Origin of the sequence: Rheinheimera soli (assembly GCF_031457405.1) — a bacterium.
Taxonomy (GTDB): Bacteria; Pseudomonadota; Gammaproteobacteria; order Enterobacterales; family Alteromonadaceae; genus Pararheinheimera; species Pararheinheimera soli_A.
Genome location: NZ_JAVDWR010000002.1, coordinates 348,728 through 374,263, shown reverse-complemented (window position 1 = coordinate 374,263; position 25,536 = coordinate 348,728). Strand labels below are relative to the sequence as shown.

At 46.5% G+C, this 25,536-nt stretch carries 23 protein-coding genes; 12 read left to right on the top strand and 11 right to left on the bottom strand.

Features of this window, described 5'->3' with window-relative positions:
- Positions 1–45: 45 nt before the first annotated feature.
- A complete protein-coding gene (gene murJ / locus J2W69_RS06345) occupies positions 46–1,620 on the bottom strand; it encodes a murein biosynthesis integral membrane protein MurJ (protein WP_310275707.1) in 1,575 nt (524 codons plus the stop codon).
- 172 nt (positions 1,621–1,792) lie between these two features.
- Between murJ and rpsT the strand changes: the two genes are divergently transcribed.
- Positions 1,793–2,068: a 30S ribosomal protein S20 gene (rpsT, locus tag J2W69_RS06340; protein ID WP_008900529.1), complete on the top strand. Its 276-nt coding sequence runs from the start codon at positions 1,793–1,795 to the stop codon at positions 2,066–2,068.
- A gap of 319 nt (positions 2,069–2,387) precedes the next feature.
- Here rpsT and J2W69_RS06335 read toward each other — a convergent pair whose 3' ends face one another.
- Positions 2,388–2,687 carry an ArsR/SmtB family transcription factor gene (locus J2W69_RS06335; RefSeq protein ID WP_008900528.1) on the bottom strand — a complete coding sequence of 100 codons (300 nt, stop codon included), beginning with the start codon at positions 2,685–2,687 and terminating at the stop codon, positions 2,388–2,390.
- 390 nt (positions 2,688–3,077) lie between these two features.
- Here J2W69_RS06335 and J2W69_RS06330 point away from each other — a divergent pair, with 390 nt between their 5' ends.
- Positions 3,078–3,569, top strand: coding sequence for a hypothetical protein (locus J2W69_RS06330; RefSeq protein WP_310275702.1), 492 nt, complete (start codon positions 3,078–3,080; stop codon positions 3,567–3,569).
- A 2-nt stretch (positions 3,570–3,571) separates the two neighbouring features.
- On the opposite strand, the gene J2W69_RS06325 is transcribed toward J2W69_RS06330, so the two are convergent.
- On the bottom strand, positions 3,572–3,934 hold the full coding sequence (locus J2W69_RS06325; RefSeq protein ID WP_310275700.1) for a hypothetical protein: 363 nt from the start codon (positions 3,932–3,934) through the stop codon (positions 3,572–3,574).
- Between the two features lie 210 nt (positions 3,935–4,144).
- On the opposite strand from J2W69_RS06325, the gene smrA reads away from it, so the two are divergent.
- Entirely contained in the window at positions 4,145–4,723 is a 579-nt protein-coding gene (gene smrA / locus J2W69_RS06320) for a DNA endonuclease SmrA (RefSeq protein ID WP_310275698.1), read from the top strand.
- Positions 4,724–5,223: 500 nt separating this feature from the next.
- On the opposite strand, the gene J2W69_RS06315 is transcribed toward smrA, so the two are convergent.
- Together J2W69_RS06315 and J2W69_RS06310 are read right to left on the bottom strand one after the other, a co-directional pair.
- The gene (locus J2W69_RS06315) at positions 5,224–5,988 is read right to left on the bottom strand and encodes an enoyl-CoA hydratase-related protein (RefSeq protein WP_310275696.1); all 765 of its coding nucleotides are present in this window, start codon (positions 5,986–5,988) and stop codon (positions 5,224–5,226) included.
- On the bottom strand, positions 5,988–6,908 hold the full coding sequence (locus tag J2W69_RS06310) for a 2-hydroxyacid dehydrogenase (RefSeq protein WP_310275694.1): 921 nt from the start codon (positions 6,906–6,908) through the stop codon (positions 5,988–5,990). The genes J2W69_RS06315 and J2W69_RS06310 overlap by 1 nt, the downstream gene beginning before the upstream one ends.
- A 102-nt stretch (positions 6,909–7,010) precedes the next feature.
- On the opposite strand from J2W69_RS06310, the gene J2W69_RS06305 reads away from it, so the two are divergent.
- From J2W69_RS06305 to J2W69_RS06295, 3 genes are all read left to right on the top strand, one after another.
- Positions 7,011–7,814 (top strand): UDP-2,3-diacylglucosamine diphosphatase, encoded by an 804-nt coding sequence (locus J2W69_RS06305; RefSeq protein WP_310275692.1) that lies wholly within the window; start codon positions 7,011–7,013, stop codon positions 7,812–7,814.
- A gap of 100 nt (positions 7,815–7,914) precedes the next feature.
- Positions 7,915–9,621 carry a bifunctional ornithine lipid synthase OlsF gene (gene olsF, locus J2W69_RS06300; RefSeq protein WP_310275690.1) on the top strand — a complete coding sequence of 569 codons (1,707 nt, stop codon included), beginning with the start codon at positions 7,915–7,917 and terminating at the stop codon, positions 9,619–9,621.
- A gap of 191 nt (positions 9,622–9,812) precedes the next feature.
- Positions 9,813–10,514, top strand: a complete 702-nt coding sequence (locus tag J2W69_RS06295; protein ID WP_310275688.1) for an OmpW/AlkL family protein — start codon at positions 9,813–9,815, stop codon at positions 10,512–10,514.
- A 54-nt stretch (positions 10,515–10,568) separates the two neighbouring features.
- On the opposite strand, the gene J2W69_RS06290 is transcribed toward J2W69_RS06295, so the two are convergent.
- Together J2W69_RS06290 and purL are read right to left on the bottom strand one after the other, a co-directional pair.
- Entirely contained in the window at positions 10,569–11,231 is a 663-nt protein-coding gene (locus J2W69_RS06290; protein WP_310275686.1) for a PilZ domain-containing protein, read from the bottom strand.
- Between the two features lie 271 nt (positions 11,232–11,502).
- Positions 11,503–15,396 carry a phosphoribosylformylglycinamidine synthase gene (gene purL / locus J2W69_RS06285; protein ID WP_310275684.1) on the bottom strand — a complete coding sequence of 1,298 codons (3,894 nt, stop codon included), beginning with the start codon at positions 15,394–15,396 and terminating at the stop codon, positions 11,503–11,505.
- A gap of 151 nt (positions 15,397–15,547) precedes the next feature.
- Between purL and mltF the strand changes: the two genes are divergently transcribed.
- Positions 15,548–16,981 carry a membrane-bound lytic murein transglycosylase MltF gene (gene mltF / locus J2W69_RS06280; protein ID WP_310275682.1) on the top strand — a complete coding sequence of 478 codons (1,434 nt, stop codon included), beginning with the start codon at positions 15,548–15,550 and terminating at the stop codon, positions 16,979–16,981.
- Positions 16,982–17,056: 75 nt separating this feature from the next.
- Positions 17,057–17,224 (top strand): hypothetical protein, encoded by a 168-nt coding sequence (locus tag J2W69_RS06275; RefSeq protein WP_008900515.1) that lies wholly within the window; start codon positions 17,057–17,059, stop codon positions 17,222–17,224.
- On the opposite strand, the gene tadA is transcribed toward J2W69_RS06275, so the two are convergent.
- Entirely contained in the window at positions 17,214–17,735 is a 522-nt protein-coding gene (gene tadA, locus J2W69_RS06270) for a tRNA adenosine(34) deaminase TadA (protein WP_310275679.1), read from the bottom strand. The two genes, J2W69_RS06275 and tadA, sit on opposite strands and share 11 nt — an antisense overlap.
- Before the next feature lie 208 nt (positions 17,736–17,943).
- Here tadA and J2W69_RS06265 point away from each other — a divergent pair, with 208 nt between their 5' ends.
- A complete protein-coding gene (locus J2W69_RS06265) occupies positions 17,944–18,162 on the top strand; it encodes a hypothetical protein (protein ID WP_310275677.1) in 219 nt (72 codons plus the stop codon).
- Positions 18,163–18,435: 273 nt separating this feature from the next.
- On the opposite strand, the gene guaA is transcribed toward J2W69_RS06265, so the two are convergent.
- On the bottom strand, positions 18,436–20,013 hold the full coding sequence (gene guaA / locus J2W69_RS06260; protein WP_310275675.1) for a glutamine-hydrolyzing GMP synthase: 1,578 nt from the start codon (positions 20,011–20,013) through the stop codon (positions 18,436–18,438).
- A 74-nt stretch (positions 20,014–20,087) separates the two neighbouring features.
- Complete coding sequence (guaB, locus tag J2W69_RS06255) at positions 20,088–21,557, bottom strand: IMP dehydrogenase (protein ID WP_008900511.1); 1,470 nt, start codon at positions 21,555–21,557, stop codon at positions 20,088–20,090.
- A gap of 131 nt (positions 21,558–21,688) precedes the next feature.
- Here guaB and xseA point away from each other — a divergent pair, with 131 nt between their 5' ends.
- From xseA to J2W69_RS06240, 3 genes are all read left to right on the top strand, one after another.
- Positions 21,689–23,029 (top strand): exodeoxyribonuclease VII large subunit, encoded by a 1,341-nt coding sequence (gene xseA / locus J2W69_RS06250; protein WP_310275673.1) that lies wholly within the window; start codon positions 21,689–21,691, stop codon positions 23,027–23,029.
- Positions 23,029–23,502, top strand: coding sequence for a hypothetical protein (locus J2W69_RS06245; RefSeq protein ID WP_310275671.1), 474 nt, complete (start codon positions 23,029–23,031; stop codon positions 23,500–23,502). Before xseA ends, J2W69_RS06245 begins: the two co-directional genes overlap by 1 nt.
- Before the next feature lie 110 nt (positions 23,503–23,612).
- The gene (locus J2W69_RS06240; protein WP_310275669.1) at positions 23,613–24,146 is read left to right on the top strand and encodes a dihydrofolate reductase family protein; all 534 of its coding nucleotides are present in this window, start codon (positions 23,613–23,615) and stop codon (positions 24,144–24,146) included.
- 119 nt (positions 24,147–24,265) lie between these two features.
- Here the strand turns inward: J2W69_RS06240 and J2W69_RS06235 are convergent, their stop codons facing one another.
- Positions 24,266–25,534 carry a sensor histidine kinase gene (locus J2W69_RS06235; protein ID WP_310275667.1) on the bottom strand — a complete coding sequence of 423 codons (1,269 nt, stop codon included), beginning with the start codon at positions 25,532–25,534 and terminating at the stop codon, positions 24,266–24,268.
- Positions 25,535–25,536: the final 2 nt, after the last annotated feature.

Sequence of the window (25,536 nt, the reverse complement as noted above, 5' to 3'; positions counted from 1 at the left end):
CCGCTGCGAAAAGTGCCCGATTATAACCTTAAGTGACCCCAAGAATCATTTGCTTTCAGCATTTGTCTGGCGTTTAAAATCGTTCAAACGAACACCAAACACAAAAAGTAAAACAAAGTAGGTCACAATAGCAAAAGCAAAATAAGCCAACAGATGCAACACCTGGCCTGATAAGCCCAAAGCAATCCAGCCCGTCAAATCAGGCATGACATACAAAATACAGCCCGCCATTACAGCTGCGGCAATAAAAGCCTTGGCGATAAACCAGCTGGTTTTACTGCTAAAGCTATAAATATCACGCTGCTTTAAGCCACGATAAAGTAAATACGCATTTAAAGTACCGGACATAGCTGTAGCTAATGCCAGACCAACATAACTTAAAAAAGGCGCCAGCATCAGGTTAAACACCATATTGGCTACCATAGCAATAATGGCAATTCGCACCGGTGTCTTAATATCCTGTCTGGCATAAAAAGCCGGAGCCAGCACTTTAATCAGCATCAGCGCCACTAAGCCAGTGTTGTAAGCTATCAGGCTATAAGAGGTTTTTACGACGTCATCGGCAGTAAATTCACCACGCATAAAGACCGATGCAATAATAGGTTCAGCCAGCACGATGAGACCCATCATGGATGGAATACCAAACAGGCAAATAAAACGCACGGCCCAGTCCAGGGTGTATTTAAAGGCCTCTTCGCTCGCAGACGCATAATGACGTGACAAGCCAGGCAAAATCACAGTAGCAATTGCAATGCCAAACAAACCCAAAGGAAACTCCAGCAGGCGGTCAGAGTAATACAACCAGCTAACAGCCCCTGTGACTAAAAAGGACGCGATAATGGCATCCAGTAATAAGTTTATCTGACTGACCGACACCCCAAACAAAGCCGGGATCATTAAAGTGCGGATTTTAGTCACATTTGAGTCTTTCCAGCCCCAGCGTGGCATCACCAGAAAACCGGCTTTAGCTAAAAACGGCAACTGGAATAAAAACTGAATCAAACCACCTAAAAATACGCCCCAGGCAATAGCTTCTGCCGGGTTTTGCATTTGCGGTGCTAAATAAATAGCGGCCCCTATCATGGCAATATTTAAAAACACCGGGGTAAAAGCAGCCACTGCAAACTTGTTATAGGTATTAAGCACAGCTCCCGATAAAGCCACAAAAGTGATAAACCATAAATAAGGGAAGGTGATTTTTAACAGGAAACTGGCCTGCAGGTATTTATCCCCTTCAGGCGCGCCGTCTAAATAGGCACTAAACCAGCCAGCACCAAATAACATCATCAATACAGGAGAGCCAATCACAGCCAGCAAAGTCACAGCTGTGACAATAAAACCTAAAGTCCCTGCCGCTTTGGCGATCAGTTCACGTACCGCATCATCACCATGTTTTTCTTTTACTTCAGCCAGTACGGGCACAAAAGCCTGTGAAAAAGCTCCTTCGGCAAATAAACGTCGTAAAAAATTAGGAATTCGGTTGGCCATAAAAAAAACATCGGCCATAGCGCCTGCGCCTAACACATTGGCGACAATCACATCACGCACCAAGCCCAATACCCGTGAAATAAGGGTCATAAAGCTTACGATCATGCCTGATTTTAATAATTTTCCTGACACAGACTGCTCCTGCAACGACATTTCTGCTATTTTCACCCGAGTCAGAGTGGATTACCAGCGAAGGGCTAATTTTATTCTGTAATCTGTCAAGGAAACCATTTGACAAGGGCCTACAAAATAGGCATATTATGCGGCCTTTAAAGGTCCCGGTTTAGTTTTTAGGAGTGTTACCTTGGCTAACATCAAGTCTGCTAAGAAGCGCGCTATTCAATCAGAAAAGCGTCGTCAGCAAAACGCAAGTCAGCGCTCAATGATGCGTACTTTCATGAAGAAAACATACGCTGCAGTGTTAACTGCTGATTTGGCTGCTTCACAAGAAGCGTTCAAAAAGATGGTTCCAATTTTGGATCGTATGGCAGACAAAGGTCTGATCCATAAGAACAAAGCTGCCCGTCATAAGTCACGCTTAAATGCGCACGTTAAGGCTTTAGCTACTAAAGCAGCTTAATTTCAATTCGCTGTTGTTCGCAACAGTAAATTGTGACAGTGCAAAATAAAAAAACCACCGCAAGGTGGTTTTTTTATTCGCCGTCTTCCATGACGCTCACCCTTCGGGCCAGCTAAAGCTGTTAAAAATCGTTCCTGACGATTTTTTATTCGCTGCCATCCATGGCGCTCACCCTATCGGGCCATTGTCGCTTCGCTCCAATGTTCAAAAACACTCCTGATATTTTTGTATTCGCCGTCATCCATGACGCTCACCCTTCGGGCCAGCTAAAGCTGTTAAAAATCGTTCCTGACGATTTTTTATTCGCTAATCTACTTTACTATTTCTTCTCACAATAGAGCTTATGCAGTAACCCAATCAAAGCAACAGCTTCTGCGCTATGGATACGATAAAATACGGTTTGAGCTTCTTTACGGGTTTTCACCAGCTTTTGTCGTCTGAGTACAGCCAGATGCTGAGACAAAGCCGACTGACTTAAACCCAACTTGTCATTCATTTCGGTGACTGATAACTCAGACTCCAGCAAATAACACAAAATCAGCAAACGGCGTTCATTGGAAACCGCCTTCAGCAGCTTGGCTGCCTGCGCCGAGTTTTTCAGCATTTCTTCCAATTTCATTTTGTTGCTTCTTTGATCTAAAAAACAGCATTATGCCGCCGGGCCATCCGCTTAAACAATACGATCTATTCTCATCTGTCGTGTTTCAGGCTGTACCTGACTCATAGCGCGAAAACAATGGGGGCAGCGCTTACATAAGAACATAGTATTTTTGATTGCAGCCGCCACAGCATAGGCTGAACTGTAGTTTTCGTTCGTGATCAGGAGCCATGCTTTTGGCCGATAAATTGGTTCCTGCACTGCCAAAAAATGGCATACATTACTTTGACTCGCTGTTCCAGCATGATGACAGAAGGAACAAAACAGAGCCGATCCGTAAAAACAAAACTTGCAAGTCTGACTCATCATGACCGAAACTAAGGCTAACACTTCAGTTAACTTACATCACTAATGGCCAAACAAATCAAAAAGACCTCGCTTTTAAGCGAAGCCGAACGACAGAAACTATTAAAAAAAGCGGGCAATAAAAAGCCAATCACTCAAGCTCAGGCGACAACAGCTGCAATTCCGGCTGCGCGATCAGTGCCACGTTCAGCAAACCGATCAGCGAGCCGGGAGCAAGCGGATAACCCAACAGGAAGCAAAGCAAAACTCTGGGGGGGCATTGCAGTGCTGCTGCTTAGTGTTTTTATCATAGCGCCAAAACCTCAATTGCTTGAATACCAAAGTGCTGGCCTTATTACCAAAAGTATCTATATGCCAGGCTGGTTTGGTAAGCCAGGTAGTATTCTGGATACCAACCAACGTGCAATAGTGGCAGAAGACGAATACAGCCTGTATTTGTGTTTTGAAGGCCAAAGCAATGAGCAGTGTGCAAAATACCAGCTACGCCAGCAGCAAGGTTTAATTGCCGCAGCCTTGTTCTGGTATTCATCACACTGAGGCTATTTGGAATGACTGCGCCAGCAAATCCGGCATAACCAGAGTTGTATCCCAAGCACCAGCAATATCATGGCAGAGGGATACAACAAATAGCTCGGTGCGTAGTTAAACAACAAAGCCCCGCCGGACAGGTAAATAAAAGGCTGCAGTTCATAACACCAGAATGGCAAAACTCCCTGCTCCTTAAATTTAATACCATAAGGGCTGCGGCGTTTCTCGCAGCGGATCACCCAAACCACGGCTCCGACAAATATCAGTACTACACCAGATAAAGCTGCAGTCCAATGCGGTAACCACAAGACGCTTTGTGCGCCACTAATCACATAAAGATAAGGCAAAGTTTCATAAAGCCGTTCAGGGATCATGATGCTCTCCTTGCAGAATCAAAGTCAGTTTAAGCATAGATCAAAGTAAAATAGTTGTTACCAAAAAGTACAATTGTATTAATCAATAGTCTAAGACGGTCAATACCAATACAGATAAGGCATAAAAACCTGAGGCAAAGCACTGCGACTTCAAATAAGACGGGTATATAATGTGGCAATTCCCGGTCAGCTTAAGGCGGAGTAGTACTAATGCATGACGAAGATCTGGACTTGTTTTTACAGGAAATGGCTGGCGTGAAGCGCTTAAATGTCGATGCTATTGCCGATCCTAATGGTGAACATAATCCAAGTCTGGCGCAACTGGCACGGCGTAAAGCAGCCGAACAGGAAATGGAATACGATCCTAACTACCTGAGTATGGAGTACGTAGACCTGGTTGCGCCTGACGACGTGATTGCCTATAAAAAAGATGGGGTGCAGGATGGTGTATACAAAAACCTGCGGCTGGGTAAATACCAAATGGATGCCACTCTGAATCTGCTGGGAAAAACTCTGGTCGAAGCTCGTGCTGCTTTATATAGTTTTATTGCTGATTGCCATCAGCGTGGCATCCGGACTTTATTGATCCATCATGGTATGGGGCGTGACAGCAAACCTCATCCGGCGATATTAAAAAGTTACTGTTTTAAATGGTTACCACAAATACCTGAAGTCCTGGCCTGCCATACCGCTTTAAAACCTCATGGCGGCTATGCTGCGACTTATGTGTTATTGCAGAAAAATGCAGAACAAAAGCGGGAAAACCGCGAGCGGCATCAGAAGAAATAACAGATAGCAATCCAAAGCCATTGGGCCAGGTAGGGGCTGGGTTTATCCCTGCCCGTTCCGCATTTGAATCACTGCTGCGGTGAACTTCTTTCCAGAAGATCTGGCAGCCAACATTCAGGTAAGAAAAAGATATACAAATACCCCCAAACTACGGGGGTACCTGGTCAGTACTATCCTTTGACTGACTGCTGTCCCTGGGAGCAATGAGTTGCCTCATTTGCTTCAGCCTTTGTTAGAAAAGCCGACAATGCCATTAATAACACCAAAATGGCGATTGCAGTAAAGCCAAGACCGCGACTGGACGCTTTACGCATACAAAACCTCAGACTAAAAATTATTGTTATTGTTCTTGCTTTTTTGTGGATCTTGAGCAATCCAAAACCAGTGTAGACAACTTGTTGTTTAGTTACAAGATTTACAATCAATTACAACTGATTTTCTGATAAAGAGACAAAAAGAGACGCAAAATAGCCCCTGTTTTTAGATCTTAGTCGCGAGTTTTAACTTTTAGTGGCGAGTTTATGCTGTAAAGCTGTAATTGCCTGACGCGCAGCCTCTTGTTGCAAACTATAAAATTGTTGCTGATATTCAAATTCAACAGCCTGACTATGCTCTTTGCATTGCAATAGCTGACGCATTGAGCTTTTGGTTTGCCGTACTAACTCAGTAGGCACAGTGGCTAAATCTGCTGTCATTGCCAGAGCCCTGGGTAAGAGTTGATCAGCAGCCAACACTTCTTTGACTAAACCATATTGCCAGGCTTGTTCTGCATTGAGTTTTTCACCACAAAACAACATAGCCATAGCTTGTTGCCAACCGATCAATTGCGGTAATAACCAACAATGTCCGCCCCCTGGATGCAAAGCCAGCTGGAAAAAACGGCTGTCAAACCAGGCATCTTTGCTGGCTAAACGAATGTCACAGACCATAGCCAGGTTCATACCGGCACCAACAGCAGGGCCATTGACTAAAGCTATGGTGAGAAGCGGCGAATCCGCCACCTGACTAAAGGCCTGATACAACTGTTTCAGTTCGGTACCGTCACCATCTACCGCATGTTGCAACACAGCTAAATCAGCACCAGCACAAAAAGCGCGTTCAGTGCCAATCACACACAAAACTTTCAGTTCTGGATCTAAACTCAGTTGATGCACAGCGGCCGCAATTTGTAAGGCGCTTTCAGGTGTTAATAAATTACGTTTTTCAGCTGCAGTCAGTTGTAACACCGCAACATGACCCTGTTTTTCAATAGTAAAACTACTCATCAGTAGCCCCTTTCCCTGTTGACCAGATGCTTTAAAGGTAGCCCATTTATGGAGCGTTGATAATTTTCAACAATCTGATGAATTGCAGTGTCGACATTAGTTACAGCTGAACAATGTGGAGTCACCAGTACAGCCGGATGTTGCCAATAAGGATCGGTCGCAGGCAAAGGCTCCTGGCGAAACACGTCCAGACAAGCCGCCTGCAACTGGCCAGCATCTAAAGCAGCCAATAAAGCCCGGTCATCCACTATAGCCCCACGAGCCACGTTGACGAGGATTGCACCCTGTTTAAAAGCAGATAAACGCTCTGTATTTAAGAAGTTCGTGGTCTCAGCTGTCAGAGGCAATAAACAAATCACCATATCGGCATCACAAACAGCGTTTTTAAAGCCAGTATCGCCTGCGTAGCACTGGATGCCGTTCAGTTGTTTTAAGCTACGCGACCAGCCACTGACCTGATACCCTTGCTGCAAAAAATACTGCGCTGCCGCCTGCCCCAGTTCACCTAAACCCAGCAGACAAATCTGTTGAATAGTGCGAGGGCTTTTGGGTTTCCAGAGCTTCTGTTGCTGCTGACGCTGAAATAAATCCAGCCGCAACTGGTAATGCAGCACTATGCCAGACAGGTAATTCACCATAGAAGACGCCAAAGCAGGATCAACAATACGGCTTAGTGGCAAATCCGGTAAGGTCGGATCCGACACTATGCTATCCACTCCCGCACCAAAAGACTGCAAGCTTTTTAAATTGCTTAAAGCCGCTAAGGAACCTTGTGGTTGTTTCCAGACCACAGCCATTTGCACTTGTTCAGGCGCACTGTAATCAGGCCATTGTTGGATCAAAACACCGGGTAATAAGGCATTCAGCTTTTCTACCAATGTATCTAACTTACGATCGGGGATCACCAGGGCTATAGACATCTGTTCACCAAAGCTTCAATTTTTCGTCATATCTCTGACATGGGCAAAGCACATTCTACCCGAGCCTGAAGAACCAAGGCCAACAATTCGCAGGAGCTTTGTATGCTGCATTGTCGAACTATCTTCTTGTCTGACATTCATTTAGGAAATAAAGACTGTCAGGCGACCTATCTGCTGAACTTCCTCAATCAAACCAAAGCCGACACTATTTACCTGCTGGGCGATATCCTTGACCTGTGGGCTATGCAAAAACAAGTGTGCTGGAGTCCGGAGCAAAATGCCGTGATCCAAACCCTGCTGGCGAAAGCGGATCAGGGCACTGAAGTCATTTATATTCCAGGTAACCATGATGAAGAGTTCCGTCACTGGGCCGGTCGTCAGTTTGGCACTATTAAACTGCAATTACGCGGTTGTCACACCACGGCTTTAGGCAAAAAATTGCTGCTGTTGCATGGCGATGAATTTGATAAAGAAGTGAATTTCGGGCGATTTCACGCCTGGCTGGGTGACAATCTGTATGACTTTTTATTGTTTTTAAATCGCTGGAGCAACCGTATCCGTCGCGCTTTAGGTGGACGTTATTTTAGCCTTGCCGCCTTTATCAAAAGTAAAGTACCAGGCGCTCAGCAGGCGATTGCCCGCTATCGTGATGCAGCAGTGGCAAAAGCCAAACGCTCAGGTTTTGATGGTGTGGTTTGTGGTCATATCCATCATCCGGAAATCAGCTTGCAGGATGGCATTATTTACTGCAACGACGGTGACTGGATTGATAACTGCACTGCCCTGATAGAGCAACAAGATGGTTCACTAACGCTGTACCATTGGACAGAACAAAGCCATACGCTGGCCGCCATGCCAATGGCAGTGCTGGCGGAAGAAGAACCTGCTCAGAGCAAAGTTGCCTGAGCAGGTTAAAATTTCCACAAAAAGCCATAAATCTGACGCATTTTTGTCATCTTAACCCCCTACTCTCTGTACGGACAAAGGTCCTTACAGAGGTATCGCTATGATCAGTGTTGACCAAATGATGCAAACGCATCTGCCAAAACTTGAACAAAAACCCTGGTTAGCCAAACCGGTCAAAGGGGCCTTACGCCAACTTTTACACGAACAGGAATTTATCGCCTTCGCTAAACGTTATCCGCATTTGCAAGGGATTGAATTTGTAGAACAAGTACTGGATTACTTTAACTTCGCTTATGCAGTACGTGACAACGAAGTAGAACGTATCCCCAGCACTGGCCGTATCGTCATTATTGCCAACCACCCTATTGGTTCTTTGGACGGTTTAGCTCTGATCAAACTGGTGCGGGATATCCGGCCTGATGTGAAAGTAATAGCGAATCAGCTGTTGATGGCGGTTGAACCTCTGCACTCCTTGCTGCTACCTGTAAATAATATGAGTGGCGGCACTGAACGCAGCCGCATCGACCGCATCAGCGATCACTTAGCCGCAGAAGGTGCGCTGATTTTATTCCCTGCTGGTGAAGTGTCACGCTTAAAACCAAACGGTATTCGTGATGGCAAATGGCATGGTGGCTTTTTACGTTTTGCGATGAATGCCAAAGCGCCTATTTTGCCTATTTACATAGATGGCCGTAACTCTGCGATGTTTTATGGCGCTTCGATGATTTACAAACCACTGGCCACTATGTTGCTGGTACAGGAAATGTTTAACCAGAAGCATAAAAACATTGCAATGCGGATTGGTGAACAAATTCCATATGACAGCTTTGCGCATCTGGCATTAGAAACCCAGGCCAAGGTAAAGTTGTTTAAAAAACACTTGTATCGCCTCGCCAAAGACAAAGGGCCACTGTTTAAAACCCAAAAAGCCATAGCTCACCCTGAAGATCGTATTTTGCTGAAAAAAGCCGTTGAAGCTTGTCCGCTGTTGGGTGAAACCAGTGATGGCAAACAGATTTATTTATACCAGTATGAGCAAAGCTCGCCCGTACTGCGTGAAATTGGCCGCTTACGCGAAATCGCCTTCAGAGCTGTAGGTGAAGGCAGCGGTCAGCGCCGTGATATCGATCAGTACGACAGCTATTACGAACAACTGATTTTATGGGACAAAGACGACTTAGAAATAGTCGGAGCTTATCGTTTTGCCAACACAGCCAAAGTCATGGCAGAAAAAGGCCTGGCCGGTTTGTATACCGCGTCTTTATTTCAGTTTAATCCACAGATGACACCTTATTTAGATCAGGGTCTGGAACTGGGTCGCAGCTTCGTACAACCACGTTACTGGGGCAAACGTAGTCTGGATTATTTATGGTATGGCATAGGCGCTTACTTAAAACAAAACCCGGATATCCGGTATTTGTTTGGCGGCGTCAGTTTATCCAACAGTTACCCTAAAGCGGCGCGCGATCTGATGGTGTATTTCTACAGCCTGTATTTCCGCTGCCCTGAACAAAGTGCTGTGCCTAATATTCCATATGAATTGCCAATGGATACCTTAAGCCAGCTGCAGCAACATTTTAACGGCGATAACTACAGTCAGGATTTTGTGCAATTAAAGCACTTACTGGCCAATATGGGTGTCAGTATTCCTACTTTGTATAAACAATACAGTGAACTGACCGAACCCGGTGGTGTACGTTTTCTGGCTTTTGGTGTCGACCCGGACTTTGCCGACTGTGTGGATGGTTTAGTACTGGTGGATATGACAAAGCTGAAAGACAATAAAAAGGCGCGTTATATTTCCTGACCTCAAGCCCCAGGTTTATAAAGAAGCCTGTTCATTCAGGCTTTTTTGTTTTTGAATTCTGTATTTGTTGTTTTAAATCAATAAAACAAGCAAAGCTTGGGCTCAGCCATATGCATTATTGATCTGGGGCAAAGTTTCATGGCAGCAGAAGCGCAGAATGACGCCAGTTTCCCAAGCTAAGGATCATTCTGATGAAAACAAGTTACAAAACCATCGCATCTCTTGTATTGGCAGTCTCTGCTGCCCCTGCTCTGGCCAACTGGTCAGTCAATGTTGGAGCTATTACTGTGGCACCACAAGATTCCAGCAGCCACCTGAATGTAGTGGAAACTGTTGCTGGTTTACCAGCCAACTCCACAGAGTTGTCTGTAAATAACAATACCCAGTTGGGCATTACTATCGACTATCAACTGAATAAAAACTGGACCATAGAGCTGATTGCAGCCACCCCATTTAGCCATGATATCCAGGTGAAAGGTTCTGCCATCAATGGTTTACCTATTGGCAGCACCAAACATTTGCCACCCACTTTGTTAGCTCAGTACCATTTTGATTTGGGCAACAGCAGGTTTGATCCTTTTATTGGCTTAGGTCTGAATTACACTACCTTTTTTCAGGAAGAAGTATCAGGCGAGCTGGTCAGCACCTTACAGGCGCTGAATGTCACTGATGCAAATGACAAAGTGCAGTTGAAATTAAAAGACTCAGTGGGCCTGGCCATGCAGGCAGGTGTCAATATCAAACTGGCGGACAGCTGGAGCGCCCATCTGATGCTGAGCAAAATGGATATAGAGACTGAAGGCCGGGTGCAGGTCAATGGCACTACTATTCAGTCAGTGGACGTGACTATCGACCCTTATGTCTGGATGATAGGTGCTCGTTATTCTTTTTAAGTCTTTATCAGTCACACTGTTCCGGGCAGCTTTTGCGGGCTGTCCGGACGTCCTTCAGGATGCGACAGCCAGTTTATCTAAATACAGCTGCGGTAAGTTAAACTGAATACCAATAGATAGACCGCGATCTTCTACTCTGGAATTACGCACTTCTCCCTTAATTTGCTGATCGATGCCTATTTTTTCACATTGGATATGTAAAACCACAGGGGCCAGATTCACCTTGCTGCCCTGATGAGAAGGCTCAAACAGGAAACGACAACCGCCACTGGATACATCAATCAGATGCCCACGGAAACTGCGGGCATGCTGCACAACTTCAAGATTTAACCGCACTGAAGCAGGAATAAAAATGCTGCTACGTCGTTCGGTGCGCAAAGCGCGGCGTTGGATCACCACAGGAAAGCTGATCACCACTAATTTATCCGGGAAACGCATCAATTGCAGCAGTTCAGATTTAAAGGCAAAACATTCGCCGACTGAATCTTCCACTAAAAAGCGACAGACCACAGCCAGCCCGTTAATAAAAAACCGATCCGGCAAGCTATCGTCATCAAGCCTGAACAACACATATTTACCTGCTTTATAACCCACCAGCTCACAGCTACAGCGGCTTTTGCGTTGATCCAGCAATTCAACATCAAAACGCTGGCCAATTTTGACATGTGACAACCATTCTTTATTGTCATGGGGTTCAGAACTCACAGCGACTTGCATACCTTATCCTTCAGGTTACACCGACTTCATGTCGGACATCTCACTCAAACAGGTGAATAAAAAGAGATGCAGCTAGTTTGTGAAAAAATGTGTCAGGGATCAAGAACAAAATGAAAATATCTGCACATACAGTAAAAATGAAAAGTTTATTTAAAAACTCTGTTACATAACACAACAAAATCGCCCGGAGCGATTTTCACTCACGTCGTCCGTGACTTCGAATAAAACAAAACCTGCCGAAGCAGGTCTTGTTGTTTTCACTTTTACTGTATTAGCCTAACCAGACTCGTGCGTTGCGGAACATCCGCATCCACGGGCTGTCTTCCTGCCATTCATCCGGATGCCAGCTGTTCGCCACAGTGCGGAATACCCGCTCAGGGTGAGGCATCATAATAGTGACGCGGCCATCGGTCGTAGTTAACGAGGTAATACCCAGCGGTGATCCGTTTGGATTCGACGGGTATTGAGTGGTCACGTTGCCGTAGTTATCAACAAAACGTAAGGCCACTGTGCCACTTTGATCGGCGGCTTGCAGTGCAATTTGCGATGCAAACTCTGCATGACCTTCACCGTGGGATACAGCGATAGGCATACGGGATCCGGCCATACCTTTAAAGAATAAAGAGGCACTTTCCTGCACTTCGACCAGGCTGAAACGGGCTTCAAAACGCTCTGATTTGTTGCGAACAAAACGTGGCCATAAATCAGCGCCAGGGATCAGGCTCTTCAGATTTGACATCATCTGACAACCGTTACATACACCTAAACTGAAGGTCGTTTCACGTTCAAAAAAGGCAGCAAACTCAGCCCGTGCTTTGTCGTTAAACAGCACTGACTTCGCCCAGCCTTCGCCAGCACCTAAGACGTCACCGTAAGAGAAACCACCACAAGCCACTAAACCGTTAAATTCAGCCAATGAACGACGACCAGATAAGATGTCGCTCATATGCACGTCTACCGCATTAAAACCTGCTCTGTTGTAGGCAGCTGCCATTTCGACATGAGAGTTCACACCTTGCTCACGCAGAATAGCGACTTTCGGTTGTACGCCTTTCAGGATATAAGGGGCTGCCACATCTTCGTTCAGGTCAAAGCTTAATTTTGCATTTAAGCCAGGATCTGTGACATCAGCTTTAGCCACAAACTCCTGACGGGCACCTTCAGGGTTATCACGCATCAACTGCATTTGATAAGTGGTTTCGGCCCAGATGGTACGTAATGTCGTACGGCTGTTGCTGTATACCAGCTGATCACCGTGACTGATCTGAATTTGATCGTCCGTGGTGACTTCACCTAATAAATGCGCCACAGCAGATAAATCATGCTGAGCTAAAATCGCCTGCACTACAGGTAAATCGCTGTTCGCCACTTGTAACACTGCGCCTAATTCTTCACTGAAAAGTACAGCTAAGTTATCTGTGCCTAAGCTCTGGATATCCACTTTGACACCAGCTTTACCGGCAAAGGCCATTTCTGCCAATGTGACAAATAAACCACCGTCAGAGCGGTCGTGGTAGGCCAGTAATTTCTGCTGGGCCACTAAAGCCTGAACTGCCTGATAGAAGTTCATCAGTAATTCAGGGCTTTCCAGATCTGGTGCTGTCTGACCTAACTGCTTATAGACCTGAGCTAAACAGGAAGCGCCTAAACGGTTGGCTCCCTGACCTAGATCCAACAGGATCAGGCTGCTTGCGCCTTTGTCGGTACGCAGCTGTGGTGTCACAGTACGACGTACATCTTCAACACGGGCAAAAGCTGTGATAATCAAAGATAAAGGCGAAGTCACTGTCTTCTGCTCACCATCCTGTTGCCAGCTGGTTTTCATCGACATGGAGTCTTTACCTACAGGGATAGTTAAACCCATAGCAGGACATAACTCTTCACCTATGGCTTTCACCGCCTGATACAAACCAGCATCTTCACCAGGGTGACCTGCAGCAGACATCCAGTTGGCCGACAGTTTGATATGTTTAATATCACCAATCTGAGTGGCCGCAATGTTGGTGATCGATTCAGCCACGGCTAAACGGGCAGAAGCGGCGAAGTCTAATAAAGCCACAGGGGTACGTTCACCCATCGACATGGCTTCACCGTGGTAGGTATCGTACGAAGCTGCGGTCACACCGCAGTTCGCTACCGGCACCTGCCATGGACCCACCATCTGATCCCGCGCCACTAAACCTGTCACTGTGCGATCGCCTATGGTGATCAGGAAGGTTTTTTCAGCAATAGTAGGTAAACGTAATAAACGCTCAGCGGCATCAGCTACTGTGACACCGTTCAGATCTAAAGCTTTACCTTCTGTCACCTGAGTTTTCACATCACGGTGCATTTTAGGCGCTTTGCCGAGCAGCACGTTCAGTGGCAAATCAATAGGCGTATTGCCAAAATGCTGGTCTGATAAGGTCAGGTGGTGTTCAGCTGTCGCTTCACCTACTACAGCATAAGGCGCACGTTCACGCTTACAAATTTCTTCAAACACAGGCATCTGATCGACAGGAATCGCCATCACATAACGTTCCTGTGATTCGTTACACCAGATTTCCAGTGGTGACATGCCTGGTTCATCGTTTGGCACGTTGCGTAATTCGAATTTACCACCCACACCACCATCGTTCACCAGCTCAGGAAAGGCGTTGGATAAACCACCAGCCCCTACGTCATGGATAAAACAAATAGGGTTTTTATCGCCCAGCTGCCAGCAGCGGTCTATCACTTCCTGGCAACGGCGTTCAATTTCAGGGTTTTCACGTTGTACTGAAGCAAAATCTAAATCTTCAGCCGACTGGCCTGAAGCCATAGAAGAAGCAGCACCACCACCTAAACCAATGTTCATCGCCGGGCCACCCAGCACTACTAACTTGGCACCAACTGGTAACAGACCTTTTTGTACGTGTTCAGCACGGATATTGCCTAAACCACCGGCAATCATAATTGGCTTGTGGTAACCACGAACTTCTTCGCCATTGTGGCTTGGTACTTTTTCTTCGTAAGTACGGAAGTAACCCAGAATATTTGGACGACCAAACTCATTGTTAAAAGCAGCACCACCTAAAGGACCATCAGTCATGATGTCCAAAGCTGTCACTATACGGTCTGGTTTACCAAAGTCGGTTTCCCACGGTTGTTCAAAACCAGGAATACGTAAGTTGGATACAGAAAAACCTGACAAACCAGCTTTTGGTTTAGCACCGACACCAGTGGCACCTTCATCACGAATCTCACCACCAGAACCTGTAGCAGCACCAGGGAATGGCGAAATAGCTGTTGGGTGGTTATGAGTTTCCACTTTCATCAACACATGAATATCTTCATGGTTGTAGCCATATTCCTGAGTATCAGCAGACGGGAAAAAACGACCGGCTTTAGAACCTGTCATTACAGCGGCATTGTCTTTATAAGCGGACAACACGTGCTCAGGCGTTTTTTCAAAGGTATTTTTGATCATCTTAAACAGCGACTTCGGCTGTTGTTCGCCATCTATAGTCCAATCGGCGTTAAAGATTTTATGACGGCAGTGCTCAGAGTTCGCCTGCGCAAACATATAAAGTTCAATATCATTTGGGTTGCGGCCCAACTGATTAAAATTTGTCACCAGATAATCGATTTCATCGTCAGCTAAGGCCAGACCCATATCGATATTGGCTTTCACTAAAGCTTCACGGCCACCTTTGATGATATCCACTGAACTTAAAGGCGCAGGTTCAGCTTTGCGGAATAAGGCAGAAGCTTGTTCAAACTCGCTGAACACCACTTCCATCATACGGTCGTGTACTAAGCCCTTCAACTGCTGCAGCTGTGCTTCAGTTAAAGTGGCAGTGGTCTGAATATAATAAGCCACACCACGTTCTAAACGTTTCACCTGATTCAGGCCACAGTTATGAGCTATATCAGTGGCTTTGGAAGACCATGGAGAGATAGTGCCAGGGCGTGGCGTCACCACCAGCAACAAACCTTCTGGTGTATGGCTGACGATAGTAGGTCCGTAAGTCAGCAACTTGCTTAAGGTCGTTTGTTGTTCAGCCGACAGTTCGCTGCTTAAATCAGCAAAATGCATAAATTCGGCATAAACACCATGTACAGGCAAGGAGGCTTTGGCACAAAGATCGATGAACTTCTGAACTCTAAACTCGGACAGTGCAGGTGCACCACGCAGGATCAACATAGGTTTTTTTTCCGTTGGTTGAGCGACAATGGAACCCAAAATCAGGCGCCGCATTATAAAGAAAAAACGTCAGTAATGGTATGAATAAGATCTGACGGCCTGCAGGAATTTTGGTATAAATGGCGCAGATTGAAAGCAAAGGCATAACCGGATGATTCGATTTGGTATTTCAGCAGCTGCACTGACAGCAGTAGTTTCTTGTACTCCGGTACAGGAACCTGTTCAGCTTCATGAAATTTATCAAAGAGATAGCATTCGTGTTGGCATTTTAAACAGCCCTACCAGCTACTATATAGGAGCCGATGGACCAACAGGCTACGACTATGAACTGTCGGTGGCTTTGGCGGATAAATTAGGCGTTGAACTGGAGTTATTTCCCAGCTATCAACGTGAAGATTTGCTGCAAAAACTGGATTTGGGTCAGGTTGATTACATAGCTGGTGGCTTGGCTGTAACGGACAGCCGCAAACAAAAGTACCGTATAGCGCCAGCTTATTTATGGCGCAATGAAGTGGTGGTGTACCGCAAAGGTGAAAAAAAGCCAAACAGTTTTAACGATATTAAAACACCTGTTCTGGTCCCAAAAGACAGCTCCCTGGCAGAAACACTCAAAGAAGTTCAAAAAGAATATCCGCAGTTGCAATGGCAGGAAAGTGAATCTGAAGATGCAGACGAGCTGCTGCAGCAAGTAGAAGACGGCAAAATTCCTTATACGCTGGTCGACTCCAACTTATTGGCGGTGAATCAGCGCTTTTTTCCCAACCTCACAGTCGCCTTTCAGGTGAAAGAGCAGCAGCCTGTGGCCTGGCTGTTAAATAATAAAGCTGACGACTCCTTTTGGGCTGTGCTGATTGAGTTTTTTGGTCAGACTTATCAATCCGGCGATTTATTGAGCCTGGAAGATAAATACTTTGGTCATATCCGCCGTTTTGATTACATTGCCACGCTGGATTACATCAAAGCTATTGAAAAAGATTTACCCCGCTATCAGCCATTATTCGAAAAGTATGCTGGTAATTTTGACTGGCGTTTATTGGCCGCTATTGGTTATCAGGAGTCGAACTGGCGGCCAGATGCCCGCAGCGCTACTGGTGTCGTAGGTTTAATGATGCTGACCGTCAGTACAGCTCAGACTATGGGCGTCAGCAGCAGGCTGGATCCGGCGCAAAGTATCAGAGGCGGTTCTAAGTATCTGCAACGTATGGTTGAACGTATCCCAGAGCGTATTCAGATGCCAGACCGGCTTTGGTTTGCCATAGCAGCCTATAATATTGGCTGGGGCCATGTCGAAAGCGCTCGTGTACTGACAGAGCGGGATGGTGGCAATCCGGATCAATGGCATGAAGTGAAACAACGTCTGCCTTTGCTGCAACAAAAACGCTATTACCAGAATACAAAACTGGGGTACGCCCGTGGTGCTCAGGCTGTTTATTATGTCGAAAACGTGCGTCGTTTCTACGATACGCTGTTATGGGTTGATGAAAAGAAAAAAACCGAACAAAGGTTAGATCAGCAAAAACAGCGCCTTAATGAGCAATTTGGCGATAAAGCGGTGAATCCAATAGAAAAGTCCGGGAACATATAGCAGTCTTCATCAGTCTAATGATTGTATCTGTAAGGCTAAGCTTTTATAGTAGCGGCACTAATTTGGAGTCATTGAATGTTAAAGCGTAAAAAACCTACAATGCTGCGCAAGCGGCGATTAATGGATGTTGCATCCAGCAGAAGACGAGTGAGCCGCAATATGACGATGTTAAAATTAAACAGACGTCGCCGCTCTTTTCAATCCATTCAGGATTTAGCCAGCGCTAACGAGGCTATTGCTTAACCTGCCCTTCCTCAACACTCTGTTGTTTTTCCTGCTGTTTTAAAGCCTTTTGTTCTGCCCTGCGACGGCGGAAAAATTCAGAGAGTTTGTCGGCGCATTGCTGCGCTAAAAGACCATCCGACACATCAAGCTGATGATTCAACACCGGATGTTTCACTATATCCAGCACTGAACCTGCGGCCCCTGTTTTGGCATCTTTAGCACCAAATACCAGACGTTTTACTCTGCTGTGAACCAAAAGACCAGCACACATAGCACAAGGCTCTAAGGTGACATACAAGGTGCAATCAATTAAGCGGTAGTTGCCAATTTTTTCTGCCGCCTGTCGGATGGCAATCATTTCAGCATGAGCAGATGGGTCATTCAGCTGAATGGACTGATTCCAGCCCTCCCCCAACACCACACCATCTTTGACCAGCACAGCACCTACAGGAATTTCGCCGCTTTGCTCAGCTTTATCGGCCAGTTGCAAAGCATACTGCATCCAGTATAAATCGTTGTCTGCGGTCATCTTTGCCTCTTGTGCTGCTGAATCTGGCTAATTTTACCAGCTAAGGTTAAGCTTTTGACTATATTTTAGTGAGTTTACTTAAAGCTGCCTAGCTAAAAATAGGCTAAGCGTTTGAATAAAAACAAGATGTTAACTATGGTATAACACTTGCTAATTGTTGTACGCTCATTTATCAGTTCAGTTTATACAGACTTAGGGAAGGAATATCATGGGACCATTTGAAATAGGTTTTATCGCTGTTGTTGGCGCTTTTGGTTATGCTTTTTATGAAAACTACACTAAAACACAAATCAAAATGAAAAGTGCCGGCCAGTCGAGTGACGAAATCAAACAACAAATAGAGCAGCTAAAAGAAAGGGTTGCGACTTTAGAAGCGATAGTGACAGATAAATCCTATCAGTTGAAACACGAAATTAATAAGCTGTAAAAAACAAAAGGGACAGATTAAATTTGCCCCTTTTTATTATCCAAAGTAATTGCATTTGCAGCGCGACGGCATGTAGGGGCACGGTTTAAAATCTAAACCGGGAACGCGCAGTCAACAAAGCTGCGGCTTCAAGTACGAAGGATCTACCCAAAGTAATTGGAGTTGCAGCTAGGCGAACTGTAGGGGCGTGGTTTATCCGCGCCCGTCCCGATATAAAACCTGTGCCAACAACACGCAGTCAACAACGCTGCGGCTTCAAGTACGAAGGGAAGATTATTCCCACTCAATAGTTGCTGGTGGCTTGCCGGAAATGTCGTACACCACCCGGGAAATACCATTCACTTCATTGATAATGCGATTGGAAATCTGACCTAACAGCTCGTACGGCAAATGTGCCCAGTGTGCTGTCATAAAGTCGATAGTCTCTACGGCGCGGATAGAGACTACCCAGTCGTATTTACGGCCATCGCCCATTACGCCGACAGATTTCACCGGCAGGAATACGGTAAAGGCTTGGCTGACTTTGTCGTACCAGCCTGAATTACGCAGTTCTTCGATAAAAATCGCGTCGGCTTTGCGTAATAAATCACAGTATTCTTTTTTCACTTCACCTAATACACGTACACCTAAGCCCGGGCCTGGGAATGGGTGGCGGTACAGCATGTCGTAGGGCAAACCTAAAGCTAAACCTACTTTGCGCACTTCATCTTTAAAGAGTTCACGCAAAGGCTCGACTAAACCCATTTTCATATCCGCAGGTAAACCGCCGACATTATGGTGCGACTTAATCACATGAGCTTTACCGGTTTTAGAAGCGGCAGACTCAATGACGTCAGGGTAAATAGTGCCCTGAGCTAACCAGCGAGCGTTGCTTAGTTTTTTTGCTTCTTCGTCAAATACTTCAACAAAAACGCGACCTATGATTTTACGTTTAGCTTCAGGTTCAGCTTCACCTTTTAAGGCGTCGAGGAAACGGTTTTCAGCTTTAACATGAATAATGTTCAGACCAAAATGGTCACCAAACATATCCATCACCTGAGCACCTTCGTTTAACCGTAATAAGCCGTTATCCACAAAGACACAAGTCAGGTTTTTGCCGATAGCGCGGTGTAATAACATAGCCACAACGGACGAGTCGACACCACCGGATAAACCTAAAATAACCTGATCATCACCAACCTGCTTTTTGATGTTGGCAATAGCGTCATCAATAATAGTGGCCGGAGTCCAGAGTTTTTCACAACCACAGATATCCACCACAAACTGCTCTAACATACGCAGACCCTGACGGGTGTGAGTCACTTCAGGGTGGAACTGTACGCCATAGAATTGACGGGCTTCGTCAGCCATAGCGGCATGAGGGCAAGTTGGCGTTTGCGCAGTAGTGACAAAACCTTCTGGGATTTGTACGACTTTATCACCATGACTCATCCAGACATCCAGTAAGCCACGGCCTTGTTCATTCAGATGATCTTCAATACCGGTGAACATGGCATTTTCAGCAATCAGTTCAACCTGAGCATAACCAAATTCACGGTACTCGGAACCGGCAACTTTACCGCCCAGTTGTTCAGCCATGGTCTGCATGCCGTAGCACACACCCAGTACAGGCACACCGGCTTCAAATACATAAGATGGGGCGCGAGGTGAACCAGCTTCGGTCACACTTTCAGGACCACCGGATAAAATAATACCGGTTGGAGCAAATTCAGCGATTTGTTCAGCAGTAACGTCCCATGCCCACAGTTCACAGTAAACGCCAATTTCACGCACACGACGGGCGATCAGCTGAGTGTATTGCGAACCGAAGTCGAGGATCAGAATTCGATGGAAGTGAATGTTTTTGCTCATAATCACCTTGTAGTAACAAAAGTCGAATGGATAAAACACAGAGGCTGGCAATTCGCCAGCCTCTGATTAAGCGGTTAACCTAAGCGGTAGTTTGGTGCTTCTTTGGTGATTTGCACATCATGCACGTGCGATTCACCCATACCAGCTGAGGTTACTTTAACAAAGACCGGCTTAGTGCGGACTTCAGCAATAGTGGAACAACCTGTTAAGCCCATAGAAGAGCGCAGGCCACCCATTTGCTGGTGAATAATAGTGCCTATTGGGCCTTTGTACGCCACACGGCCTTCAATACCTTCAGGAACTAACTTCTCAGCATTGTTGCTGCCCTGGAAATAACGGTCAGACGAGCCATTACGTTGTGCCATAGCACCTAATGAACCCATACCACGGTATGATTTGTAGTAACGGCCCTGATACAGCTCTACTTCGCCCGGCGCTTCTTCAGTACCGGCAAACATAGAACCGACCATCACACAATGTGCACCAGCCACTAAAGCTTTAGCTATATCACCTGAGAAGCGGATACCACCGTCAGCGATAATACAAACGTCCATGCCCTGAACACCATCTACTGCATCAGAGATAGCTGTCAGTTGTGGTACACCACAACCTGTGACAATACGGGTGGTACAAATTGAACCCGGGCCTATACCCACTTTGACAGCGTTGGCACCGGCTTCAGCCAGGGCTTTTGCGCCTTCAGCTGTGGCAACGTTACCTGCAACTATTTGTAAATCAGGGTATAAAGCACGGGTTTGACGCACGCGGTCTAACACACCTTCAGAGTGACCGTGTGAGGTATCTATCAATAAAATATCCACACCAGCTTCTACTAAAGCAGCTATACGTTCGTCTGTGCCCGGGCCTACGCCCACAGCAGCGCCGACACGTAAGCGACCAAATTCGTCTTTACAGGCATTTGGTTTGCTGGCGGCTTTGTTGTAATCCTGTACTGTGATCAACCCCTTTAATTTAAAAGCGTTGTCGACCACTAATACTTTTTCAATGCGGTGTTTGTGCATTAAAGCTAAAGCTTCAGCGCGTGGGCCGGCTTCGTTCACAGTGACTAAACGCTCTTTTGGCGTCATCACAGAGGAAATAGCCAGCTGTGGGTTGGTTTCAACGTTCAGGTCACGGCCTGTCACTATGCCAACCAGGTTGTTGTCGGCATCCACTACAGGGAAACCAGAAAAACCATGCTGAGCCGCCAGTTGCTGCACTTCACGGATACTTTGTTCCGGACGTACAGTAACAGGGTCTGATACCACACCACTTTCGTATTTTTTTACTTTACGAACATTGGCTGCCTGCTCTTCGATGGTCATATTCTTGTGAATAAAACCTAAACCGCCTTCCTGTGCTAAAGCAATAGCTAAACGAGCCTCGGTGACAGTGTCCATAGACGCCGATACCATAGGAATATTTAACGTAATTTTGCTGGTCAATTGAGTCCGCAGGTCTGCGGTATGGGGTAACACAGTGGAGTGCGCCGGTACAAGTAACACGTCGTCAAATGTAATGGCTTCTTTCACGATCCTGAGCATTGCAACAATCTCGCTGTTATAAAAAAGAGGGGGGAATGTTGCGGCGCAATTTTATCCGCTTTTACGCTTTGCCACAATCAGTTTTTCGCTTTTGTGTTACATTAGCTGCCTGAACCACCGGAATCCACGCCATGTCGCAAGCTGATATTTACACTGTCTCCCGCTTAAACTCTGAAGTTCGCCTGACTCTTGAGCTGCAATTCCGTCAGCTGTGGTTAGTGGGCGAAGTGTCCAATTTTATCGCTGCCTCTTCCGGCCATTGGTACTTTTCGTTAAAAGATCAGGCCGCTCAGGTCAAAGTGGCGATGTTTAAACAAAGCAACAGATACGCCAGTTTGCAGCCAAAAAATGGTCAGCAAATTCTGATCCGAGCCCGTATCAGTGTGTATGAACCCAGGGGTGAATATCAGTTATTAGCAGATATGCTGGAACCAGCCGGCGATGGTTTACTGAAACAACAATACGAACAAATTAAAGCCACGCTGGCTGCTGAAGGTTTATTAGCACCTGAGCGCAAAAAGCCGCTACCAAAAAAAGTACAAAAAGTTGGAGTAGTCACCTCACCTACAGGCGCAGCCATTCGCGATATCATCACAGTACTAAAACGCCGCGCTCCTGCATTGGAAATCATTATTTATCCTTGTTTAGTTCAGGGCACTCAGGCTCCGGCGCAAATTTACAACGCCATCCAAAAAGCAATCTCCCGCAATGAAGTAGATGTGCTGCTGATTGGCCGTGGTGGTGGTTCGCTGGAAGATTTATGGTGTTTTAACGATGAACAGGTAGCCCGCTTAATAGCCCACTGCCCTATTCCAACCGTCAGCGCTGTAGGTCATGAAATAGACTTTACCATAGCCGACTTTGTTGCAGACGTGCGCGCAGCCACCCCATCAGCCGCAGCTGAGTTGGTCTCCCCTGATCAGCAACAACAGCTTCAATCATTGTTATCGGCAGAACAACGGCTACAACGTTCGATGCAAAGCTACTTAAGACAGCAGCAGCCGCGTTTAACGGCTTTGGTGCATCGCTTAACCTTGCTTGACCCGGCACGACGTTTACAGCAACAGCAGCAGTATCTGGATGAATTACAGATGCGCTTGCAAACAGCCTTAGTGCGACGTATCGATAAAGCGGCGCAGCAACAACAGTTTTTGCAACATCGTTTGCAGCAACTGACGCCACTGGTGCGGATTAAACAGCAGCAACAAAAGTTGAGTCAGCACAACCATCAGTTACTCCAATCTATGCAGCAGTTGCTGAAACAAAAGCAGCAACAGTGGTTATTGCAAAGCAGCCGTTTGCATACCGTCAGCCCCTTAGCGACTTTAGAGCGGGGCTACAGCATCAGCTTTGACGAGCAGCAACAAGTGATTACTGATGCATCGACGCTACAACCGGGCCAACAAGTGAAAACTCAGCTGGCGAAAGGGCATTTTATCGCCCGTATAGAACAAGTTTTTCCAAAACACTGATGCAGCAAACTGATATCAGGATCCTTGCCACAGAATTAGTCCAACTGCTTGGCCCAAAAGACTGGGCCATAGGCGGCAGTTTTTTATTGCAGTGCTATGGCATAGAGCCACAAGCCCGGGATTTGGATTTAGTCTGCACACTGGAGCGCTTTGAGCAGTTTAAAACCCTGCTCAGCCAGTATGCTCACGCTGTGCCTGTATCGCTCCATCCCATTTATCGCAGCAAGGGCTTTGCCCGTTTTAGCAAAAATGGCCTTGTGATCGAACTGATGGCGGGCATACAGGTGCTAAAAGACGACGGCTTACAGCAATTTTTGTTTCAGCCTGAGAAAACTAGCTGGCAGCAGGGTTTGCCGCTGATGCAGTTAGCTGACTGGCTGGAGTTGTATCAGTTATTTGAGCGGCCAAAGCGGGTTAAACAGCTGCAGCAGTATTTGGATGATACTACCCACACGATAACGACGAATAGATAAAAACTTCCCTCCGGGCAAGAATACAAGTTGTAACTGTTCTGCAGATAATTTTATGTTCTGATAGTGGCTGTATTTTTGTAAGGTAACACGCAGACAAAAGGCACATATCAATGAAAGTTAAAGTATTTATAGCCACCAGCCTGGACGGTTTTATCGCAAAAAAAGATGGCGACATCAATTGGTTAACCTCTGCCACAGACTCAACAGACGATCATGGTTACAGCGCCTTTATGTCTGGTATTGACGTGATTTTAATGGGCCGGGCCACCTTTGAAAAAGTACTGAGTTTTGGTATAGACTGGCCTTATGCGGTTAAAACTGTAGTGCTGAGTCATCAACTCAATGCCGCTGATTTGGCACCTGAGCTGCAAAGCAAAGTAGAAATTCGTCAGGGTGCAATGGTGGATATTCTTCATCAGCTTAAGCAGCAGGGTTACAAAGCAGTGTATCTGGATGGCGGTAACATTATTCAACAAAGCCTGCGCCATCATCTGGTAGATGAACTGACACTCACCCGCATTCCGGTGCTGATAGGTGAAGGTATAGCGTTATTTGGTGCTTTGGCTACTGATATCAAACTACAGCATCTGGAAACCAGGGTATACCAGAGTGGGTTTGTGCAGAGCAGGTATAGCTGCAAATAAGCAGAAGTTGAAATAAATCCTGACTTGCAGCCTTTATTTAGCTAAAGTCTGTCATTTCATCGGCACTGTTCCACAGCGATCAATGCTCATACTTTCATTGTTTGCAATATCTGCCGTCATCACCACGAAAGACGGGCGACTACACACTTCTCGTCAGCGAGTAGCGTAAATGACCAGCCATTGCGCTCACACAACCTTTGCACTATCCCCAGCCCCAGGCCATATCCCTCAGACGCCTCGGTCGGCGTATGCCGTCCGTCAGCGTCGCTGTTTAGTTGGTTGCTGTCGTGGTTCAGTTGATTGGTAATCAACAACTCCTGCTCTTTGATAAGAATCGAAATTGGCCCCTGCCCGGTGTGCGTGTGCTGGAATGCATTTCGCACCAGATTATTGACGGCGATAGAGAAAGCCTGTTGATGCCCGCAGACGCAAGGGTGTTCGAGTTGGTCGATTTCAACATCGACCAACTTGCGGTTCAGTAAGTGGCGCTGCAGATCGATCGCCTGCCTTACCAGCGGCATCACCAAGAACTGCTCTTGGTATAAGCCATCATCCGTTTCGCGAGCGAGGCACAAGAACATTTCAATAGTGGTCTTCATATCGAGCGTCGCACGCCTCACTCTATCCAGCGCCTGCACATCGGCTGCCGACAGATCACTCTGTTCCAGCAGCTCAAGCGCGCCTGTGATGACAGTGATTGGAGTGCGTAACTCATGACTGGCTGAGCTGGTAAAGTCTCGCTCCCTTGCAACAAAGGCGCTGATACGCTCAAGAGTTTTCTCAATGGCCGCTGCGAGTACACCAACCTCGTCATCACCAAAGCGGCCTGACTCTATGCGTTTGTAATCTTCAGCCGACAGGTGTTCAAGGTCGATGTCCGCAACAGCTTTGGCGAGCTGTGCGACAGGGGCTACAGCTCTGCGCATCACAACAACTCCCAGCCCGAAGCCAAAAACACCCAATGTACCCACCACACCTGTGATGACCAGCAACAACCACCAATCCTCTGACGATGCAGCCTCAATACCAGCAACGTCGAACACCACAAAGGCCTTTTGTTGTTCGTTGCTTGCAGGTTGTTTTTCATTGGTGGTAGATAGCACCGCGACATGCAACTCTTCGGCTTCGAATTCGTACAATCCTTGCGCGGGATCCGTCTGCGCCCATTGCTGCAGTGATTCCGGCAAGCTGGTTACCTTATCGTAGCCGCGAAGGTTCATCGTCAGCTCGGGATAGCTTTTGGCCGCAACCTGTAGCTGTTGCATCAGCACACGGTCTTCGGTCAATCTGATCGCAGCGAGGAAAGCGAATCCCCACGCCACGCTAAGTACTGCAACACAGATCGCAAATGCAAAGGCGACACGCTGGCGTAAACTGCGACGGTACATTG